Annotated in this window: 13 protein-coding genes and 2 rRNA genes (1 of these 15 only partly in view); 9 read left to right on the top strand and 6 right to left on the bottom strand. The window is 69.9% G+C overall.

The window, feature by feature from the left end:
• Positions 1-88: 88 nt before the first annotated feature.
• Complete coding sequence (locus ACWH4W_RS05045) at positions 89-931, bottom strand: SCO4651 family lipoprotein (protein ID WP_473074627.1); 843 nt, start codon at positions 929-931, stop codon at positions 89-91.
• Positions 932-1,033: 102 nt separating this feature from the next.
• On the opposite strand from ACWH4W_RS05045, the gene ACWH4W_RS05050 reads away from it, so the two are divergent.
• Positions 1,034-1,195 carry a hypothetical protein gene (locus ACWH4W_RS05050; RefSeq protein WP_473074628.1) on the top strand — a complete coding sequence of 54 codons (162 nt, stop codon included), beginning with the start codon at positions 1,034-1,036 and terminating at the stop codon, positions 1,193-1,195.
• A 129-nt stretch (positions 1,196-1,324) separates the two neighbouring features.
• Positions 1,325-2,881 (top strand): FAD-binding oxidoreductase, encoded by a 1,557-nt coding sequence (locus tag ACWH4W_RS05055; protein ID WP_473074629.1) that lies wholly within the window; start codon positions 1,325-1,327, stop codon positions 2,879-2,881.
• An 80-nt stretch (positions 2,882-2,961) separates the two neighbouring features.
• Here the strand turns inward: ACWH4W_RS05055 and ACWH4W_RS05060 are convergent, their stop codons facing one another.
• The gene (locus ACWH4W_RS05060; RefSeq protein WP_473074630.1) at positions 2,962-3,669 is read right to left on the bottom strand and encodes a phosphatase PAP2 family protein; all 708 of its coding nucleotides are present in this window, start codon (positions 3,667-3,669) and stop codon (positions 2,962-2,964) included.
• A 210-nt stretch (positions 3,670-3,879) separates the two neighbouring features.
• Complete coding sequence (locus ACWH4W_RS05065; protein ID WP_473077418.1) at positions 3,880-4,824, bottom strand: bifunctional lytic transglycosylase/C40 family peptidase; 945 nt, start codon at positions 4,822-4,824, stop codon at positions 3,880-3,882.
• A gap of 413 nt (positions 4,825-5,237) precedes the next feature.
• Here ACWH4W_RS05065 and ACWH4W_RS05070 point away from each other — a divergent pair, with 413 nt between their 5' ends.
• The 7 genes from ACWH4W_RS05070 to ACWH4W_RS05100 all read left to right on the top strand — a co-directional run bounded on the left by ACWH4W_RS05070 (position 5,238) and on the right by ACWH4W_RS05100 (position 12,358).
• Positions 5,238-5,546 (top strand): hypothetical protein, encoded by a 309-nt coding sequence (locus ACWH4W_RS05070; RefSeq protein ID WP_106413556.1) that lies wholly within the window; start codon positions 5,238-5,240, stop codon positions 5,544-5,546.
• Positions 5,547-5,635: 89 nt separating this feature from the next.
• Positions 5,636-5,758 carry a hypothetical protein gene (locus ACWH4W_RS05075; RefSeq protein ID WP_274543355.1) on the top strand — a complete coding sequence of 41 codons (123 nt, stop codon included), beginning with the start codon at positions 5,636-5,638 and terminating at the stop codon, positions 5,756-5,758.
• The gene (locus tag ACWH4W_RS05080; RefSeq protein ID WP_473074631.1) at positions 5,755-6,558 is read left to right on the top strand and encodes a DUF8175 domain-containg protein; all 804 of its coding nucleotides are present in this window, start codon (positions 5,755-5,757) and stop codon (positions 6,556-6,558) included. The genes ACWH4W_RS05075 and ACWH4W_RS05080 overlap by 4 nt, the downstream gene beginning before the upstream one ends.
• Positions 6,548-7,879, top strand: coding sequence for a hypothetical protein (locus tag ACWH4W_RS05085; RefSeq protein WP_473074632.1), 1,332 nt, complete (start codon positions 6,548-6,550; stop codon positions 7,877-7,879). Before ACWH4W_RS05080 ends, ACWH4W_RS05085 begins: the two co-directional genes overlap by 11 nt.
• Complete coding sequence (locus ACWH4W_RS05090; RefSeq protein ID WP_473074633.1) at positions 7,876-9,435, top strand: SCO6880 family protein; 1,560 nt, start codon at positions 7,876-7,878, stop codon at positions 9,433-9,435. Before ACWH4W_RS05085 ends, ACWH4W_RS05090 begins: the two co-directional genes overlap by 4 nt.
• 14 nt (positions 9,436-9,449) lie before the next feature.
• The gene (locus ACWH4W_RS05095; protein WP_473074634.1) at positions 9,450-10,859 is read left to right on the top strand and encodes an ATP-binding protein; all 1,410 of its coding nucleotides are present in this window, start codon (positions 9,450-9,452) and stop codon (positions 10,857-10,859) included.
• Positions 10,860-10,879: 20 nt separating this feature from the next.
• Positions 10,880-12,358 carry a type VI secretion protein gene (locus tag ACWH4W_RS05100; RefSeq protein ID WP_473074635.1) on the top strand — a complete coding sequence of 493 codons (1,479 nt, stop codon included), beginning with the start codon at positions 10,880-10,882 and terminating at the stop codon, positions 12,356-12,358.
• On the opposite strand, the gene ACWH4W_RS05105 is transcribed toward ACWH4W_RS05100, so the two are convergent.
• The 3 genes from ACWH4W_RS05105 to ACWH4W_RS05115 all read right to left on the bottom strand — a co-directional run.
• Complete coding sequence (locus tag ACWH4W_RS05105) at positions 12,347-12,910, bottom strand: GNAT family N-acetyltransferase (protein WP_473074636.1); 564 nt, start codon at positions 12,908-12,910, stop codon at positions 12,347-12,349. The genes ACWH4W_RS05100 and ACWH4W_RS05105 overlap by 12 nt on opposite strands.
• 102 nt (positions 12,911-13,012) lie before the next feature.
• A 5S ribosomal RNA gene (gene rrf / locus ACWH4W_RS05110) occupies positions 13,013-13,129 on the bottom strand.
• Positions 13,130-13,219: 90 nt separating this feature from the next.
• Positions 13,220-15,460 (bottom strand): 23S ribosomal RNA (locus ACWH4W_RS05115); it runs 883 nt beyond the window's last position.

A 15,460-nucleotide genomic window follows, 5' to 3' on the forward strand; every position in this document is an offset into this window, starting at 1 on the left:
GTAGGGAGCGCCCTACGCACCGCGCATGGCACGGAAGGGCTAGTCCGGCCCGGCCACTGCGGGCCCGTCCCCCACCCGCGCGCACCGCTCACTCCTGCACGATCCGCCCGGCGTAGATGTCCTCGTCGGCGGGGAGCCGCACGTCGGCCGGGGCGCCGAAGTCGTACAGCAAGGTGGTGGAGGCGACCGCGACGGGCTCCTGCCGCTCGCCGTTCACGAAGCTGAACCGGTGCCGGATCTTGCGGATCCGCCCCTCGTCGTCGAGGTACGCGTCGAACGGCACCCGCGCGGTGGCGAACCCTTTCGCCGCCGCGCCCAAAAGGCCCCGGTTGACCTCCGACGCCGCCTGCGAGGCCGCCTCCAGGTCGGCGGTGCCCCGGTAGTGCCGCACCCGGGCCCCCGCCACCTCGGTCCGCCCGACGAACGTCGCCGCGTGCGTGCCGCGCAGCACCTCGGCCGCGGCGAACGGATCGGTCGCCCCGCCGGTGACCAGGTTCCCGTCGGACAGCGTCGCGGTGTCCACCCGCACCCACTTGTCGGCGGGCACCCCGGCGCCCCGGTTCTTCATGTACAGCGCCCCGGGGGCGAGCAGCTCGGTGATCGGCCGGCCGTCGGCGGCGCCCGCGGGGTCCTGCGGCAGCAGCACCTCCAGCCGCCCGAGCCGCTTGCGGTAGTCGTAGACCCCCTCGCCCCGGATGGTGACCCGGGTGCCGCCGGTGGCCATCTCCAGCGAGGTGCGCGCCTGGGAGCTGCCGGCCTCCACCAGCGCGTCGGCGGCGGTGCGCAGCACCTGCACCGGATCGCCGGCGGGCGGCCCCTGCGTCACGGCGTCGCTGCGCGCGCAGCCGGCGGCCCCGAGCCCGAGACAGCAGACGACCCCGACCGCGGCCGTCACGCCGTGCGTCCGCCTGTGCTGTCGCCGTCGCGCCATCCCTGCCTACCCCTGCTCCGTCCGACACGGGCCGCTGTCAGTGGCGTTAACGACCGGTCAAGGACCCCGTCACGCGGCCCGGCGGGCGTTACCGTGGGCCGCGTGCCGCATCAGGACGACGCGCCGGCCCCCCGGCCCCACCTCACGACCACCACCGAGCAGGGGCCCTTCTGCACGGCCCGCTGCACCTGCGGATGGCGCGGCCCGGCCCGCAGAGCCAGGAGCCAGGCCCGCAAGGACGCCGAGGACCACACGGGGGAGTGACGTCTCCCGGGCGAGGCGCCCAGAATGGCCCCGCACGACCACGGCGCCCGGAAGCAGCGGCGCGGCCGCACGCCGGCCCGCCCCGGACCCGTGACAGGCCGCCCCCACCCGACGTCCGGAAGGCCGACCGTGAACCGCCGCACCTTCGTCGCCGGCACCGCCGCCGCGCTCACCACCGCGGCCACCGCCTCCGCGTGCACCTCCGCGGAACCCCGGCCCGCCCCCGCCCCCTCACGCGCCCCGTCCTCCCCCGCCCCGCCGAGGCCCCCGCGCCCCGCGACCCCCGCCGACTGGACCACCCTGGCCGAACACCTCGACGGCCGCCTGGTGCGCCCCGGCGACGCCGACTGGACCACGGCGCACCGCCTCTACAACACCCGCTTCGACACCCTCCGGCCCGCCGCCGTCGCCTACGTCCGGCACGCCGACGACATCCGCACCGCCCTCACCCACGCCCGCGAGCACGCCGTCCCGCTCGCCGTGCGCAGCGGCGGCCACTCCTACGCGGGCTGGTCCTCCGGCGACGGCCGTCTGATCGTCGACGTGTCCGCGCTCGGCCACGTCCGCCTCGACGGCGACACGGCCGTCGTCGGCGCCGGCGCCCGGCTGATCGACGTCTACCGCACCCTCGCCGCCCGCGGGCTCACCGTCCCCGGCGGCTCCTGCCCCACCGTCGGCATCTCCGGCCTCACCCTCGGCGGCGGCCACGGCGTGACCTCCCGCGCCTACGGCCTGACCTGTGACAACCTCATCGGGGCCACCCTGGTCACCGCCGACGGCACGCGGCTCACCGCGTCCGACGCCGAGAACCCCGACCTGTTCTGGGCCCTGCGCGGCGCGGGACACGCCCAGTTCGGGATCGTCACCGAGTTCCGCTTCCGCACCCACCCCGCCCCGCAGGCCGTCACCGGTTACCTGACCTGGCCGTGGGAGCGGGCGGCCGCCGTGGTCACGGCCTGGCAGGACTGGGGCCCGGACCAGCCCGACGAGATCTGGTCCGCCCTCCACCTCGACCACACCGGCGCCGGCCCCTCCGTCTCCGTCACCGCCTTCTCCCTGGGCGCCCACGGAGAGCTGCAGAACGCCGTCGACCGCCTCGCCGACCGCATCGGCGCCTCCGCGAACGGCGTCCTGCTGCGCCGACGGTCGTACCAGGAGTCCATGGAGCTGTACGCGGGCTGCGCCTCGTTCGCCGGCGACGCGTGCCGGCTGCCCGGCCAGGTGCCCGGCCGCAGCCCCGGGGGCGCCCTGGCCCGCGAGACGTACGCGGCCCGCTCCGACTTCTACGACCGCCCCCTCGACGACGCCGGGGTCACCACCCTGCTCGACCGGATCCGGGCGGCCCGCGGCGGCTCGGCGAGCATCGCGCTCACCGCCCTCGGCGGCGCCGTCAACCGGGTCGCGCCCACCGCGACGGCGTTCGTCCACCGCCGCTCCCGCGTGCTCGCCCAGTACCTCGCCTCCTGGAACCCCGGCGCCTCGGACGGCACCGCGATCCGCGCGTGGCTGACGGGCACTCACCGGGCCCTGCGCCCGCACGCGTCCGGCGCCGCCTACCAGAACTACCCGGACCCCGGCCTCGCCGACTGGCGCCGCGCCTACTACGGCGCCGCCGCCCCGCGCCTGTCCCGCCTGAAACGGCGCCACGACCCGGACCGCGTCCTCACCCACCCGCAGACCCTCTGAGCCCGGCCCCGGACGCACCGAGGGCCCGTGACCGCCCGCCCCTTCAGGGGACGGGGTCACGGGCCCTCGTCCGATCGTCGTCAGGCCGCCAGGTCCCGCTCCTCGGGGCCGGCGTCCGCGGCCCTGCCCCGGCTGCGCTCGGCCGCCTTCCGCCGCTGGCCCTGCGGCCGGGCCGCGACCAGCCAGCCGGCCCGCGGCGACCGCTCCACCGCCCGCGCCAGCGGCGTCAGCAGGGCCATCGCGAGCGGCGACAGCAGCAGCGCGACCGCCGTGCCCAGCGCCAGTCCGCCCACCACGTCCGTCGGGTAGTGCACGCCCATGTAGACGCGGATGAAACCGCCGATCAGCCCCAGCACCAGCGCGACCAGACCGTAACGCCGGTTGGCCAGGAACAGCCCCACCGCCAGCGCCATGCAGAGCGTCGCGTGGTCGCTGACGAAGGAGTAGTCCTCCTTGCCGTCGACGAGCACCTCGAGCCCCTCGTGATCGTTGAACGGCCGCGGCCGCTCGACGAATCCGCGGATCGGCACGTTCACCAGAACCGCGACGCCCGCCGCGAGCGGCGCCCACGCCAGCGCCGCCACCGACGGCGCCGCGTCGGGTCCGCCCCGCTTGCGCACGCCCCACCAGCACCAGAGCACCATGCCGATGAGGCCGAAGAGCACGCCGTACTCACCGACGAACTCCATGACGTGGTCGAGCCACGGCGGGGCGGCCTTGGCCAGGCCGTTGATGTCGTAGAGCAGGTCGACGTCGGGGTTCGACCCGGATTCGGCGAGTCCAGCCATGGTGCTGCGGCCCCTTCGTCATGTCGTCCGGCGCGCGGACGCGCGCCGTGTCTGCCACCCCCGTGGTCCGTAGATCCGCTCGTCCGCTCGGCTACGACAACAGGAACGCACGGTTCCCGCTTCCACGTTCCACCCTCCACCGAAAGATCACGCAGACGTTATCGAAGAGAGATGCGTCTTCGCAGCTCACGGGGGCGTTTGTCGTTTCGCTCACACCGTCGTGGGGAGCGCTTTCGCGCCATCTTCCGTGACGCGGGTGGCACCAAAGTAGTCAGGAGTGTCGACCGGGTCGAATCGGATCACCGCACCGGGACGCGGCGCGTCGATCATGTAGCCCCCGCCGACGTAGATGCCCACATGCCGGATGGCCCGTGAATCGGTGAGGTCGTCGGAGAAGAACACCAGATCGCCCGGCAGCAGTTCGTCCCGGTCCGGATGCGGCCCCGCGTTGTACTGGTCGTTCGCCACCCGCGGCAGCGTGATCCCCACACTCTCGTACGCGGCCTTCGTCAGACCCGAGCAGTCGAAGCGTCCACCCTGGTCGGCGGTGCCGTTGCCGCCCCAGAGATACGGCGTGCCGAGCTTCTTCTGCGCGAACGCGATCGCCCCCGCGGCCTGCCGCGACGGATCCACCCGCCCCACCGGCGCGGCGAACGACTTCTCCAGCTCCCGGATGCGCTTGACGTAGTTCCGCGTCTCCTCGTACGGCGGCACGCCCCCGTACTTGATGACCGCGTACGCCCCCGCGTTGTACGAGGCCAGCATGTTCGCGGTCGGATCCCCGCCGACGTCCTTCACGTAGGACGCCAGCGCGCAGTCGTAGGTCGCCGCGGACGGGATCGCGTCCGCCGGGTCCCACACGTCGCGGTCGCCGTCCCCGTCGCCGTCGATCCCGTGCGCGGCCCAGGTGCCGGGAATGAACTGCGCGATGCCCTGCGCCGCCGCGTGGCTCTGCGCCCGCGGGTTGAACCCGCTCTCCTGGTAGAGCTGCGCGGCGAGCAGCGCCGGGTTGATGGCGGGACAAAGATTTCCCCACCGGGCGATGAGCTGCTGATAGGCCGCCGGCACGCTCCCCTTGGCGAGGGTCTTCGCGCCGCCGCCCACCCCGTTCGCCAGGTTCCCGGCGACGACGTACACCCCGACGACGAGCAGCATCACGAAGGCGAGTGCGGAGCCGACGGCGAGAGTCGCACCGACCCAGACCTTACGCACCGTCAACCACCCCTCACCGTCCGGCAGTCCACCGCCGACCGACAGTGTAGAGGCGGGACCGCCGAACGGAAGTGATCGGATACGACGACATGCACGGCCCACACCACCGGAGCGAGCCGCGCTTCATTGCCCGGCGTTACCCAGCGTGATACACAGAGTGACGATACGACTCTTCACCCGTCGGAACGCGCCCCTCCCGGAGTCCGGTGCGCGCCGGTGGCAAGCTATTCCTACGAAACCCGCCAAGAGATGACGCCAAGTCGACATACGACAGCGGCATCGTCGGCGACAATGAGGTCTGACCTCTGCACCCCCGCAGAGGAAGCGGAACTACCCATACAGGGGCGGTGACTTACATGCTCTTCGCGGCCGACGAGGGAGACATCAACACCATTATCGGCGGAATCGCTCCGGATTGGGGCCCCTTCGGGGGTCTGGGCAACGAGGCGAAGGTGATGATCGAGGTGGTCATGGCGGTCGCCATCCTCATCTGCCTCGGCATCGCCATCTGGGGGGCGGCCAAACAGCGCATCGGCGCCACCGCGCTGCGGGACACGTTCTCCGCCGAACAGGGCAAGGGCCTCATCATCGCGGGCCTCACGGGCGTCTTCATCATCGGATCGCTCGGCACCCTGTTCACCATCGTGTACGGCATGGCCGTCTGACCCCGCACCATCGGTCCGACCGGGCACGCCCGGCATCCCCTCCATCCCATCCGCCCGTCGTGCCCACCGGCTGAGGTTGCGTTTCCCTGATGTCCAGTCACCACACCACGCCCGAGCGGCGGCCGGTACGGCTACCGTCGTACGTGGAGTACACGGAGTACGCGGAGTACGAGGTGTTCCCGCACGACGCTGAGGGGGCGTACGCGGCATGAGTCTCGGAGACGACACGGGCCGGACCCGCACCCGCCTGCCCGAGGGGAGCGGCGACCCGTACGGAGGTGCGCGCCGACACGGCCGGTCGTCGTCGCGCAGCCTGGTCACGGTCGTCGGCGTGGTGGTCCTCCTCATCGCGGCGATCGCCTTCGCGAACCGCGGAGGCGGGGATTCCGACACGGAGGAAGGCGGCGACTCGCCCAAGGCGGCGGCGACGGCGCCCTCGGGTGAGAAGCCGGTCTCCACGAAGACCTCCGGCATCCCGACGGGCTTCACCCACGACCGCCGGGGGGCGGAGAGCGCGGCGGCCAATTATTCCGTAGTGCTCGGTTCCGCCGAGATGTTCGACAAGGAGCGGCGACGCGACATCGTGGCGGCGGTCTACGCCCCCGATGTCGCCGCAGCGCGCCAGGGCGATCTGGACGCGGCGTACTCCGATGAGGAGTTCCTGGCCAACATCGGCCTCGACAAGAACGGCAAGGCGCCCGCCGGGCAGACCTTCGTCTCACGGGTCGTCCCGGTGGGTACCAAAGTGACGGCGTTCAGCGCGGACGACGCCTCCGTGGAGGTCTGGTACACGTCACTGTTCGGCCTGTCCGGTGAGGGCTCGACCAACCCGGTCACCGAGAGCTGGTACACCACCACCTACCAGCTGCAGTGGATCGACAACGACTGGAAGGTCGTCGACTTCCAGCAGAAGGACGGGCCAGTCCCGGTCGGGCGCGACCAGAAGGCCTCCACCGCCGACGACATGACGAAGGCTGTCGAGGAGTACGGAGGGTTCACGTATGCGCGCTAGCCACCGCTTCCTCAAACTCACGACGGCCGTCGCGGCGGTACAGGGCGTCGCAGTCCTGTTCGCCGGCCGGGCAGTCGCCGACCCCACACCGACTCCCACCGGCAGCAGCGACCCCTGCGACCTCATCCGCGGCCCCGCCAAGGACTACTGCGAACGCGGTGAAGGCGGCTCCTCCGGCGGAGGAGGGGACCCCACTCCCCTCAACGACCCCACCTCCGCCCTAGACCCCCTCGCCTCCCTCGCCCGCGGCTGCGCCGACGCCGCGGCCTGGACGGTCAAGCAGCTCAGCGCCGCCGTCGAGGACACCGCGAAGGTGGACTTCACCAACGACACCTTCCTCCAGCAGTACGCCGTCGTCTTCGCCGCGTCGACGATCCTCACGCTCCTCCTCTGGCTGCTGGCGGTCGCCAAGCGGGCCGTCCGCGGCGTGCCGCTCACCACCGCCCTGTCCGAGGCGATCGGCTTCCTCTGGCTGACCGTCCTCGCCTCCGCCTTCACCCCGCTGATCCTCTACACCGTCGTCTCCGCGACCGACGGCGTCACCGACGTGCTGGCGAAGGCGACCGGCGACCAGACGGACACGTTCTTCGGGACGTTCTCCGCCGCCCTGGAGAAGGGCAACGACATCGGCGGCGGCCCGATCATGCTGATCGTCGTCTCCCTGGTCTCCATCCTCGCCGCCGGCGTCCTCTGGCTGGAGCTGGTCATCCGCGCCGCCCTGCTCTACGTCGGCGCCCTCCTCGGCACCGTCGTCTACGCGGGCCTGGTCGACAAGAACCTGTGGGGCCACGTCCGCCGCTGGGCGGGCATCATGATCGCCGTGATCATGGTGAAGCCGGTCATCGTCATCGTGCTCGGCCTGGCCGGCGCGCTCTCTGCCGACGACGGCCCGGACGCCTTCTCCGCCGTGGTCTCCGGCCTGGCGATCATCCTGCTCGCCATCTTCGCCTCGGCGATGATCTACCGCTTCGTCCCCGGCTTCGGCGACGAGATCGCCGGCTCCCGCAACAACCGCCTCATGCAGGGCGCCGAGGGCAAGGCCGCCGCCGTCATCAGCTCCCCGGCCACCCTGGTCGCACAGGGCATCAAGACTCACAGCACCCGTGCCGACAACCACGGCGGCGGCGGTGGCCAGTCCTCCGCGCCCCGCCCGTCCAACCCCGCCTCCGGGGGAGTCGCCGCGCACAGCTCCCGCACCTCCGGCGGCGGTGGATCCGTCCCCTCCGCCGCGCCCCCGCCCCGGACGGGCAGCCCGGTGAACACCCCGCACGCCAGCACCCGCAACAGCAGTACCAACCGCACGGGAGGTGAAGGGCGTTGACGACCGAGTCCCATCTGTCCCCCACGGTCACGCCCCGCCGTACGTATCTGATCGGCCGCGCCCGGCCGAACGCGATCGTCGGCCGCAACCGCGAGACCGGTGAGATCGCGCTCATCGTCGTCGGCGCGTTCCTCGGCATGATGTGCGGGCTCCTCGTCCCCGTCCTGTCCGTGCGGATCGTGCTGCTGGTGGGCCTGCCGATGCTCGCCCTGGCCGCCGTCTACGTGCCGTACAAGCACCGCACGTTCTACAAGTGGTTCGAGATCAACCGCAGTTACAAGCGCACCCTGCGCCGCGGCGCCACCTACCGGTCCGGGGTCGTCGAGGCCGGCACCCGGCTCGACGGCCGCGAGGTGGAGGTCGGGTCGCCGCCCGGCATCGGCAGGATCACCTGGCTCTCCGCGCCGTTCGGCCCCGACGAGATCGCCGTCCTGCTGCACGCGGACCGCAAGACCGTCACCGCCGCCATCGAGATCGAGGGCCCCGGCGTCGGCCTGCGCGACTCCGAGGACCAGGAGGCCCTCGTCGACCGCTTCGGCACACTGCTCAAGCACGTGGCGAACGGCGACGGCTTCGTCACCCGCCTCCAGATGCTCGCCCGCACCCTCCCCGCCGACCCCGACGCACACGCCAAGGACGTCACCGTGCGCGGCGACGACAGGGCGCCCGCCTGGCTGCAGCAGTCGTACGACCAGCTCCAGTCGATGGTGTCGACCAGCAGCGAGCAGCACCGCGCGTACCTGGTCGCCTGCATGCACTACAACCGCGAACTGGCCGCCGAGGCCGCCACCATGGCCCGCGCCATGCGCAGCCAGGGCGGCGGCCGGGTCGACCGGGACGCGGGACTCGCCGTCGTCATGGCCCGTGAGCTGACCGACATCTGCTCCCGGCTCCAGGAGGCCGACATCCGCGTACGCCAGCCGCTCGGCCAGAGCAGGCTGTCCTCGCTGATCCACTCCATGTACGACCCGGACCACCCGATCGACCACATCCAGGCGATGAGCAAGCGCAACGCCTGGCCGGCCGAGCTGGACGCCACGGAGCCGACCTACCTCCAGGCCAAGACCCGCGAGTCCTCGACCCGCGCCCCCTGGTGCCACGCCACCGCCTGGATCAAGGAATGGCCGATGACCCCGGTGGGCGTCAACTTCCTGGCCCCGCTCCTCGTCCACACCCCGGACGTGATCCGCACGGTCGCCGTCACGATGGACCTCGAACCCACCGAGGTCGCCATCGAGCGCATGCTGACCGAGAAGACCAACGACGCGGCGGAGGCGTCCCGCGCCGCCAAGATGAACCGCACCGTCGACCCCCGCGACATCGCCGCGCACAGCCGTCTCGACCAGCGCGGCGAGGACCTCGCCAGCGGCGCCGCGGGCGTCAACCTGGTCGGCTACATCACCGTTTCCTCCCGCACGCCCGAGGCCCTGGCCCGCGACAAGCGGACGATACGGGCCTCGGCCGGAAAGTCGTACCTGAAGCTGGAGTGGTGCGACCGCGAGCACCACCGCGCGTTCGTGAACACTCTCCCGTTCGCCACCGGCATTCGTAGGTAGGGGCTGAGCTGAAGATGCGGGATCCGCTGTCCGTCGTCACCGACGCCTTCACGTCCTTCCTGTTCGGGAAGGTCGAGACGACCCGGCTGCCGGTGCGCACGTCCACCGGCCAGGCGCAGGCGGTGTACCTGCCGACCGCCGCGCCCGGCCTCGGCGACTCCGGCGTCATCATCGGTCGCGAGGTCTACTCCGGGAAGGGCTACATCTACGACCCCTTCCAGCTCTACGGCCAGCAGCTCCCGGCCCCCCACTGGCTGGTCCTCGGCGAGTCCGGCAACGGCAAGTCGGCGCTGGAGAAGACATACGTCCTGCGCCAGCTCCGCTTCCGCGACCGCCAGGTCGTCGTGCTGGACGCGCAGGGCGAGGACGGCGTCGGCGAGTGGAACCTCATCGCGCAGGAGCTGGGCATCACGCCCATCCGCCTGGACCCGATGGCCGCCCTGAACCACGGCATCCGGCTCAACCCCCTCGACCCGTCCATCACCACGACGGGCCAGTTGGCGCTGCTGCGCACCATCGTCGAGGTCGCCATGGGCCACGGCCTCGACGAACGCTCCGGCTTCGCCCTGAAGGTCGCGCACGCCTACGTCAACGAGACCGTCGTGGAGCGCCAGCCGGTCCTGTCCGACATCGTCGAGCAGCTCCGCCACCCGGAACCGGAGTCGGCGGAGGCGATGAACGTCGCCATAGACGACGTCCGGGCGTGGGGCCTGGACGTCGCCCTGGTCCTCGACCGCCTGGTCGACGGTGACCTGCGCGGCATGTTCGACGGCCCGACGACCGTCGGCATCGACCTGGACGCCCCGCTCATCGTCTTCGACCTGTCCCACATCGACCGCAACTCCATCGCCATGCCGATCCTCATGGCGATCGTCGGCGTGTGGCTGGAGCACACCTGGATCCGTCCCGACCGGAAGAAGCGCATCTTCCTGGTCGAGGAGGCCTGGCACATCATCAACAGCCCCTTCGTGGCGCAGCTGTTCCAGCGGCTGCTGAAGTTCGGCCGACGCCTCGGCCTGTCCTTCGTCGCGGTCGTCCACCACCTGTCCGACGTGGTGGACGGAGCGGCTGCGAAGGAGGCCGCGGCGATCCTGAAGATGGCCTCGACCCGCACCATCTACGCCCAGAAGGCGGACGAGGCGCGGGCCACGGGCCGGGTGCTGGGCCTGCCGAGGTGGGCCGTGGAGATCATCCCGACGCTCACCCCGGGCATCGCGGTCTGGGACGTCAACGGCAACGTCCAGGTGGTCAAACACCTGGTCACCGAGACGGAACGCCCCCTGGTCTTCACCGACCGCGCGATGACCGAGTCGTCCGCCGACTTCGCCGACGACGCCCTGCGCGCCGCCGAGCTGGAGGCGGAGGAGCGGGCCGCGGCCTTCGTGGAGCAGCACGTCGGGGACTCCGAGTCGACGGTGGCGTAAGAGCGGCGGGAGGGGAACGCGTGAGACCGGACGAGCAGCGCGGGCGCACCGGCGGCCAGGGCGGCATCCCGGACGGACTGCTGGTCGGCGTCCTCGCGTTCCTCCTCGGCATGACGGCGATGGTGTGGACGGCCACCGGCCTCGCGGGCCTCCTCGCCCACGGCCACTGGCCGTCCGGCCTCTCCTTCACCCGCACCCCGCTGGCCCTGCGCCACCTGATCGCCGTACCGCACGACCTTCCCGGCGCCTGGCCCGACGCCCCGCCCGGGGACCTCTCCGGCCCCGGCCTCTTCTGGGGCCTGCTCATCGGCCAGCTGATGGTCCTGGTGGTCCTCACCGTGTTCGTCCTGGGCACGGTGGCCCGCTGGCGGGCGGTACGGGCCCGCCACCGCGCGGAGGGACTCATCGCGGAAGCACCCCCTCCGCCCAAGCCGATGCCCGAGCCGACCCGGAAGCCGGATCCGGCACCCGAGCCCAGGCCCGCACCGGCACCGACGCCGGTGCACGAGGTCCCCGCCCCCAGGCACCCCGAGCCCACCCCCGCCCCACCCCCTCAGCCCTCCCTCCAGGTGACCGCCCCCGGCCTCCACTACGGCCCCCCGGCCGCCCGCCACACCACCGCCGCCCAGGCCGTACGCGACGCCGAGGGCCCCGCCCTCGTCCTCACGTCCAACCCGGCCCTCTGGTACGACACCAAGGACGCCCGCGCCAAGCTCGGCCCCGCCCACCTCTACGACCCGACGCACCTGTGCGACACCCCGGCCCGCCTCCACTGGTCGCCCACCGCCGGCTGCGAGGACAGGGACACCGCGACCGCCCGCGCCGCCGCGCTCCTCGCCCCCGTCCGCCCCACCTCACGGCTCGACCAGGCGGTCGGCGACACCGCCGAACTGCTGCTCCGCAGCTACCTGCACGCGGCCGCCGTCGACGGCCGCACCGTCCGTCACGTCCACCGCTGGGCCCAGGGCCTCCAGGTCCAGGACGCCGTACGGGTCCTGCGCACCCACCCCAAGGCGGCCTCCGGCTCCGCGGGTGAGCTCGAGGCGGCGCTCACCGCGCACCCCGAACGCCGGGACATGGCCCAGCAGCTGACGACACGTGCACTGGCGGCCCTCTCCACGGTCAACGTCCGGGAAGCCTGCACTCCGCACCGAAGTGATGCCCTCGCCCTGGATTCCTTCGTCCACGAAGGGGGAACGCTTTACGTCGTGGGTGAATCCATCGAGGATCCCCGCACCGGTCCGGGCGCCATGCCTCTGCTCACGGCGCTCGTCTCGTACGTGGTCGAGCACGGCCGGCGCATGGCCGAACGGTCATCCTCCGGTCGGCTCGACCCACCACTCACCCTCGTCCTCGACGACGTGGCAGCGGTGGCCCCCCTCCCCCAGCTCCCGGAGCTCCTCGCGGCCGGCCCCGAGCGCGGCATGCCCACGGTGGCCCTCCTCCGCTCCCGCGAACAGGCCCGCGCCCGCTGGCCGCACGCCGACCTACCGGTCTGACTCCTCGTCCGGCCGCTCCACGGCCAGCTCCAGTTCCCGGTCGCCCGGAGCGCCCCCCAGCGTCATGGTCACCCCGGTCTCGACGAACCCCGCCCTGCGGTAGGCCCGCAGCGCCCGCCCGTTGTCCTCGTGCACGAGGAGCCGCACCCGCTCGGCGCCCTGCGCCCACGCCCACTCCAGCCCGGCGTCGAACAGCACCTCGGTGAGCCCGATACCCCGGTGCTCTGGCTGCACGTACACAGCGACCAGATGCCCCTGCCGCCGCTCGACGGACATCCCGGCCCAGTCCGTGGTCCCCGGCTCCTCGATCAGCACGGTCACGGTCCCGACCCACTCCTCGTCGGGCCCTTCGGCAATGATCTGCTGCGCCCCGGACGCTCCTTCGGCGTTCCGCTCGGCCCGCTCCCGCCAGAAGGAGTCGGGCTGCGCCACGGCCGACTCGTAGGTCTCCATGAAGGCGATGGGCGCCACAGGATCCCGCAGCGCGGCAAGCCGCAGAGCCTTGGCCCGGAGCCACTCATCGGCATGCAGGGACCGCACCACGTAGCTCATGCGGCCACGGTAGTACCGAGGCCGCACAGCCTCACCCGATTATTTTCCAAGAACGCAGAAAGCCCCCGTGCCATTCGGCACGGGAGCTCTCTTATAAGAATTGTTCGGCGGCGTCCTACTCTCCCACAGGGTCCCCCCTGCAGTACCATCGGCGCTGTAAGGCTTAGCTTCCGGGTTCGGAATGTAACCGGGCGTTTCCCCTACGCTATGACCACCGAAACACTATGAAACTGACAACCGGCCGCATGCCGTGACCATGGCATGGGGTTGTTCATGGTTTCAGAACCAACACAGTGGACGCGAGCAACTGAGGACAAGCCCTCGGCCTATTAGTACCGGTCAACTCCACACGTTACCGTGCTTCCATATCCGGCCTATCAACCCAGTCGTCTACTGGGAGCCTTACCCCATCAAGTGGGTGGGAGTCCTCATCTCGAAGCAGGCTTCCCGCTTAGATGCTTTCAGCGGTTATCCCTCCCGAACGTAGCCAACCAGCCATGCCCTTGGCAGAACAACTGGCACACCAGAGGTTCGTCCGTCCCGGTCCTCTCGTACTAGGGACAGCCCTTCTCAAGACTCCTACGCGCACAGCGGATAGGGACCGAACTGTCTCACGACGTTCTAAACCCAGCTCGCGTACCGCTTTAATGGGCGAACAGCCCAACCCTTGGGACCGACTCCAGCCCCAGGATGCGACGAGCCGACATCGAGGTGCCAAACCATCCCGTCGATATGGACTCTTGGGGAAGATCAGCCTGTTATCCCCGGGGTACCTTTTATCCGTTGAGCGACGGCGCTTCCACAAGCCACCGCCGGATCACTAGTCCCGACTTTCGTCCCTGCTCGACCCGTCGGTCTCACAGTCAAGCTCCCTTGTGCACTTACACTCAACACCTGATTGCCAACCAGGCTGAGGGAACCTTTGGGCGCCTCCGTTACCCTTTAGGAGGCAACCGCCCCAGTTAAACTACCCATCAGACACTGTCCCTGATCCGGATCACGGACCCAGGTTAGACATCCAGCACGACCAGACTGGTATTTCAACGACGACTCCACCCGAACTGGCGTCCAGGCTTCACAGTCTCCCAGCTATCCTACACAAGCCGAACCGAACACCAATATCAAACTGTAGTAAAGGTCCCGGGGTCTTTCCGTCCTGCTGCGCGAAACGAGCATCTTTACTCGTAGTGCAATTTCACCGGGCCTATGGTTGAGACAGTCGAGAAGTCGTTACGCCATTCGTGCAGGTCGGAACTTACCCGACAAGGAATTTCGCTACCTTAGGATGGTTATAGTTACCACCGCCGTTTACTGGCGCTTAAGTTCTCAGCTTCGCCCACCCGAAAGTGAGCTAACCGGTCCCCTTAACGTTCCAGCACCGGGCAGGCGTCAGTCCGTATACATCGCCTTACGGCTTCGCACGGACCTGTGTTTTTAGTAAACAGTCGCTTCTCGCTGGTCTCTGCGGCCACCCCCAGCTCAGAGCGTAAAGCCCCTCACCAGGCGTGGCCCCCCTTCTCCCGAAGTTACGGGGGCATTTTGCCGAGTTCCTTAACCATAGTTCACCCGAACGCCTCGGTATTCTCTACCTGACCACCTGAGTCGGTTTAGGGTACGGGCCGCCATGAAACTCGCTAGAGGCTTTTCTCGACAGCATAGGATCATCCACTTCACCACAATCGGCTCGGCATCAGGTCTCAGACTACGTGCCAGGCGGATTTGCCTACCTGACGTCCTACACCCTTACCCCGGGACAACCACCGCCCGGGATGGACTACCTTCCTGCGTCACCCCATCACTCACCTACTACCAGCTCGGGTCACCGGCTCCACCACTCCGACCTCGTCCGAAGACTCAGCCGGCGGCTTCACGGGCTTAGCATCACTGGATTCGATGTTTGACGCTCCACAGCGGGTACCGGAATATCAACCGGTTATCCATCGACTACGCCTGTCGGCCTCGCCTTAGGTCCCGACTTACCCTGGGCAGATCAGCTTGACCCAGGAACCCTTAGTCAATCGGCGCACACGTTTCTCACGTGTGAATCGCTACTCATGCCTGCATTCTCACTCGTCAACCGTCCACAACTCGCTTACGCGGCTGCTTCACCCGGCAGACGACGCTCCCCTACCCATCACGATCCCCGTTGGGGGTACATATCGCAATGACACGACTTCGGCGGTACGCTTGAGCCCCGCTACATTGTCGGCGCGGAATCACTAGACCAGTGAGCTATTACGCACTCTTTCAAGGGTGGCTGCTTCTAAGCCAACCTCCTGGTTGTCTCTGCGACTCCACATCCTTTCCCACTTAGCGTACGCTTAGGGGCCTTAGTCGATGCTCTGGGCTGTTTCCCTCTCGACCATGGAGCTTATCCCCCACAGTCTCACTGCCGCGCTCTCACTTACCGGCATTCGGAGTTTGGCTAAGGTCAGTAACCCGGTAGGGCCCATCGCCTATCCAGTGCTCTACCTCCGGCAAGAAACACACGACGCTGCACCTAAATGCATTTCGGGGAGAACCAGCTATCACGGAGTTTGATTGGCCTTT

Source organism: Streptomyces sp. DSM 120436, from assembly GCF_055778765.1.

Excerpts from the sequence above, each read along its gene's own strand:
- ACWH4W_RS05045 (WP_473074627.1), bottom strand. The coding sequence starts at position 931 with ATGGCGCGACGGCGACAGCACAGGCGGACGCACGGCGTGACGGCCGCG.
- ACWH4W_RS05060 (WP_473074630.1), bottom strand. The coding sequence starts at position 3,669 with ATGGCTGGACTCGCCGAATCCGGGTCGAACCCCGACGTCGACCTGCTC.
- ACWH4W_RS05065 (WP_473077418.1), bottom strand. The coding sequence starts at position 4,824 with ATGCTGCTCGTCGTCGGGGTGTACGTCGTCGCCGGGAACCTGGCGAAC.
- ACWH4W_RS05070 (WP_106413556.1), top strand. The coding sequence starts at position 5,238 with ATGCTCTTCGCGGCCGACGAGGGAGACATCAACACCATTATCGGCGGA.
- ACWH4W_RS05075 (WP_274543355.1), top strand. The coding sequence starts at position 5,636 with ATGTCCAGTCACCACACCACGCCCGAGCGGCGGCCGGTACGGCTACCG.
- ACWH4W_RS05080 (WP_473074631.1), top strand. The coding sequence starts at position 5,755 with ATGAGTCTCGGAGACGACACGGGCCGGACCCGCACCCGCCTGCCCGAG.
- ACWH4W_RS05085 (WP_473074632.1), top strand. The coding sequence starts at position 6,548 with ATGCGCGCTAGCCACCGCTTCCTCAAACTCACGACGGCCGTCGCGGCG.
- ACWH4W_RS05095 (WP_473074634.1), top strand. The coding sequence starts at position 9,450 with ATGCGGGATCCGCTGTCCGTCGTCACCGACGCCTTCACGTCCTTCCTG.
- ACWH4W_RS05105 (WP_473074636.1), bottom strand. The coding sequence starts at position 12,910 with ATGAGCTACGTGGTGCGGTCCCTGCATGCCGATGAGTGGCTCCGGGCC.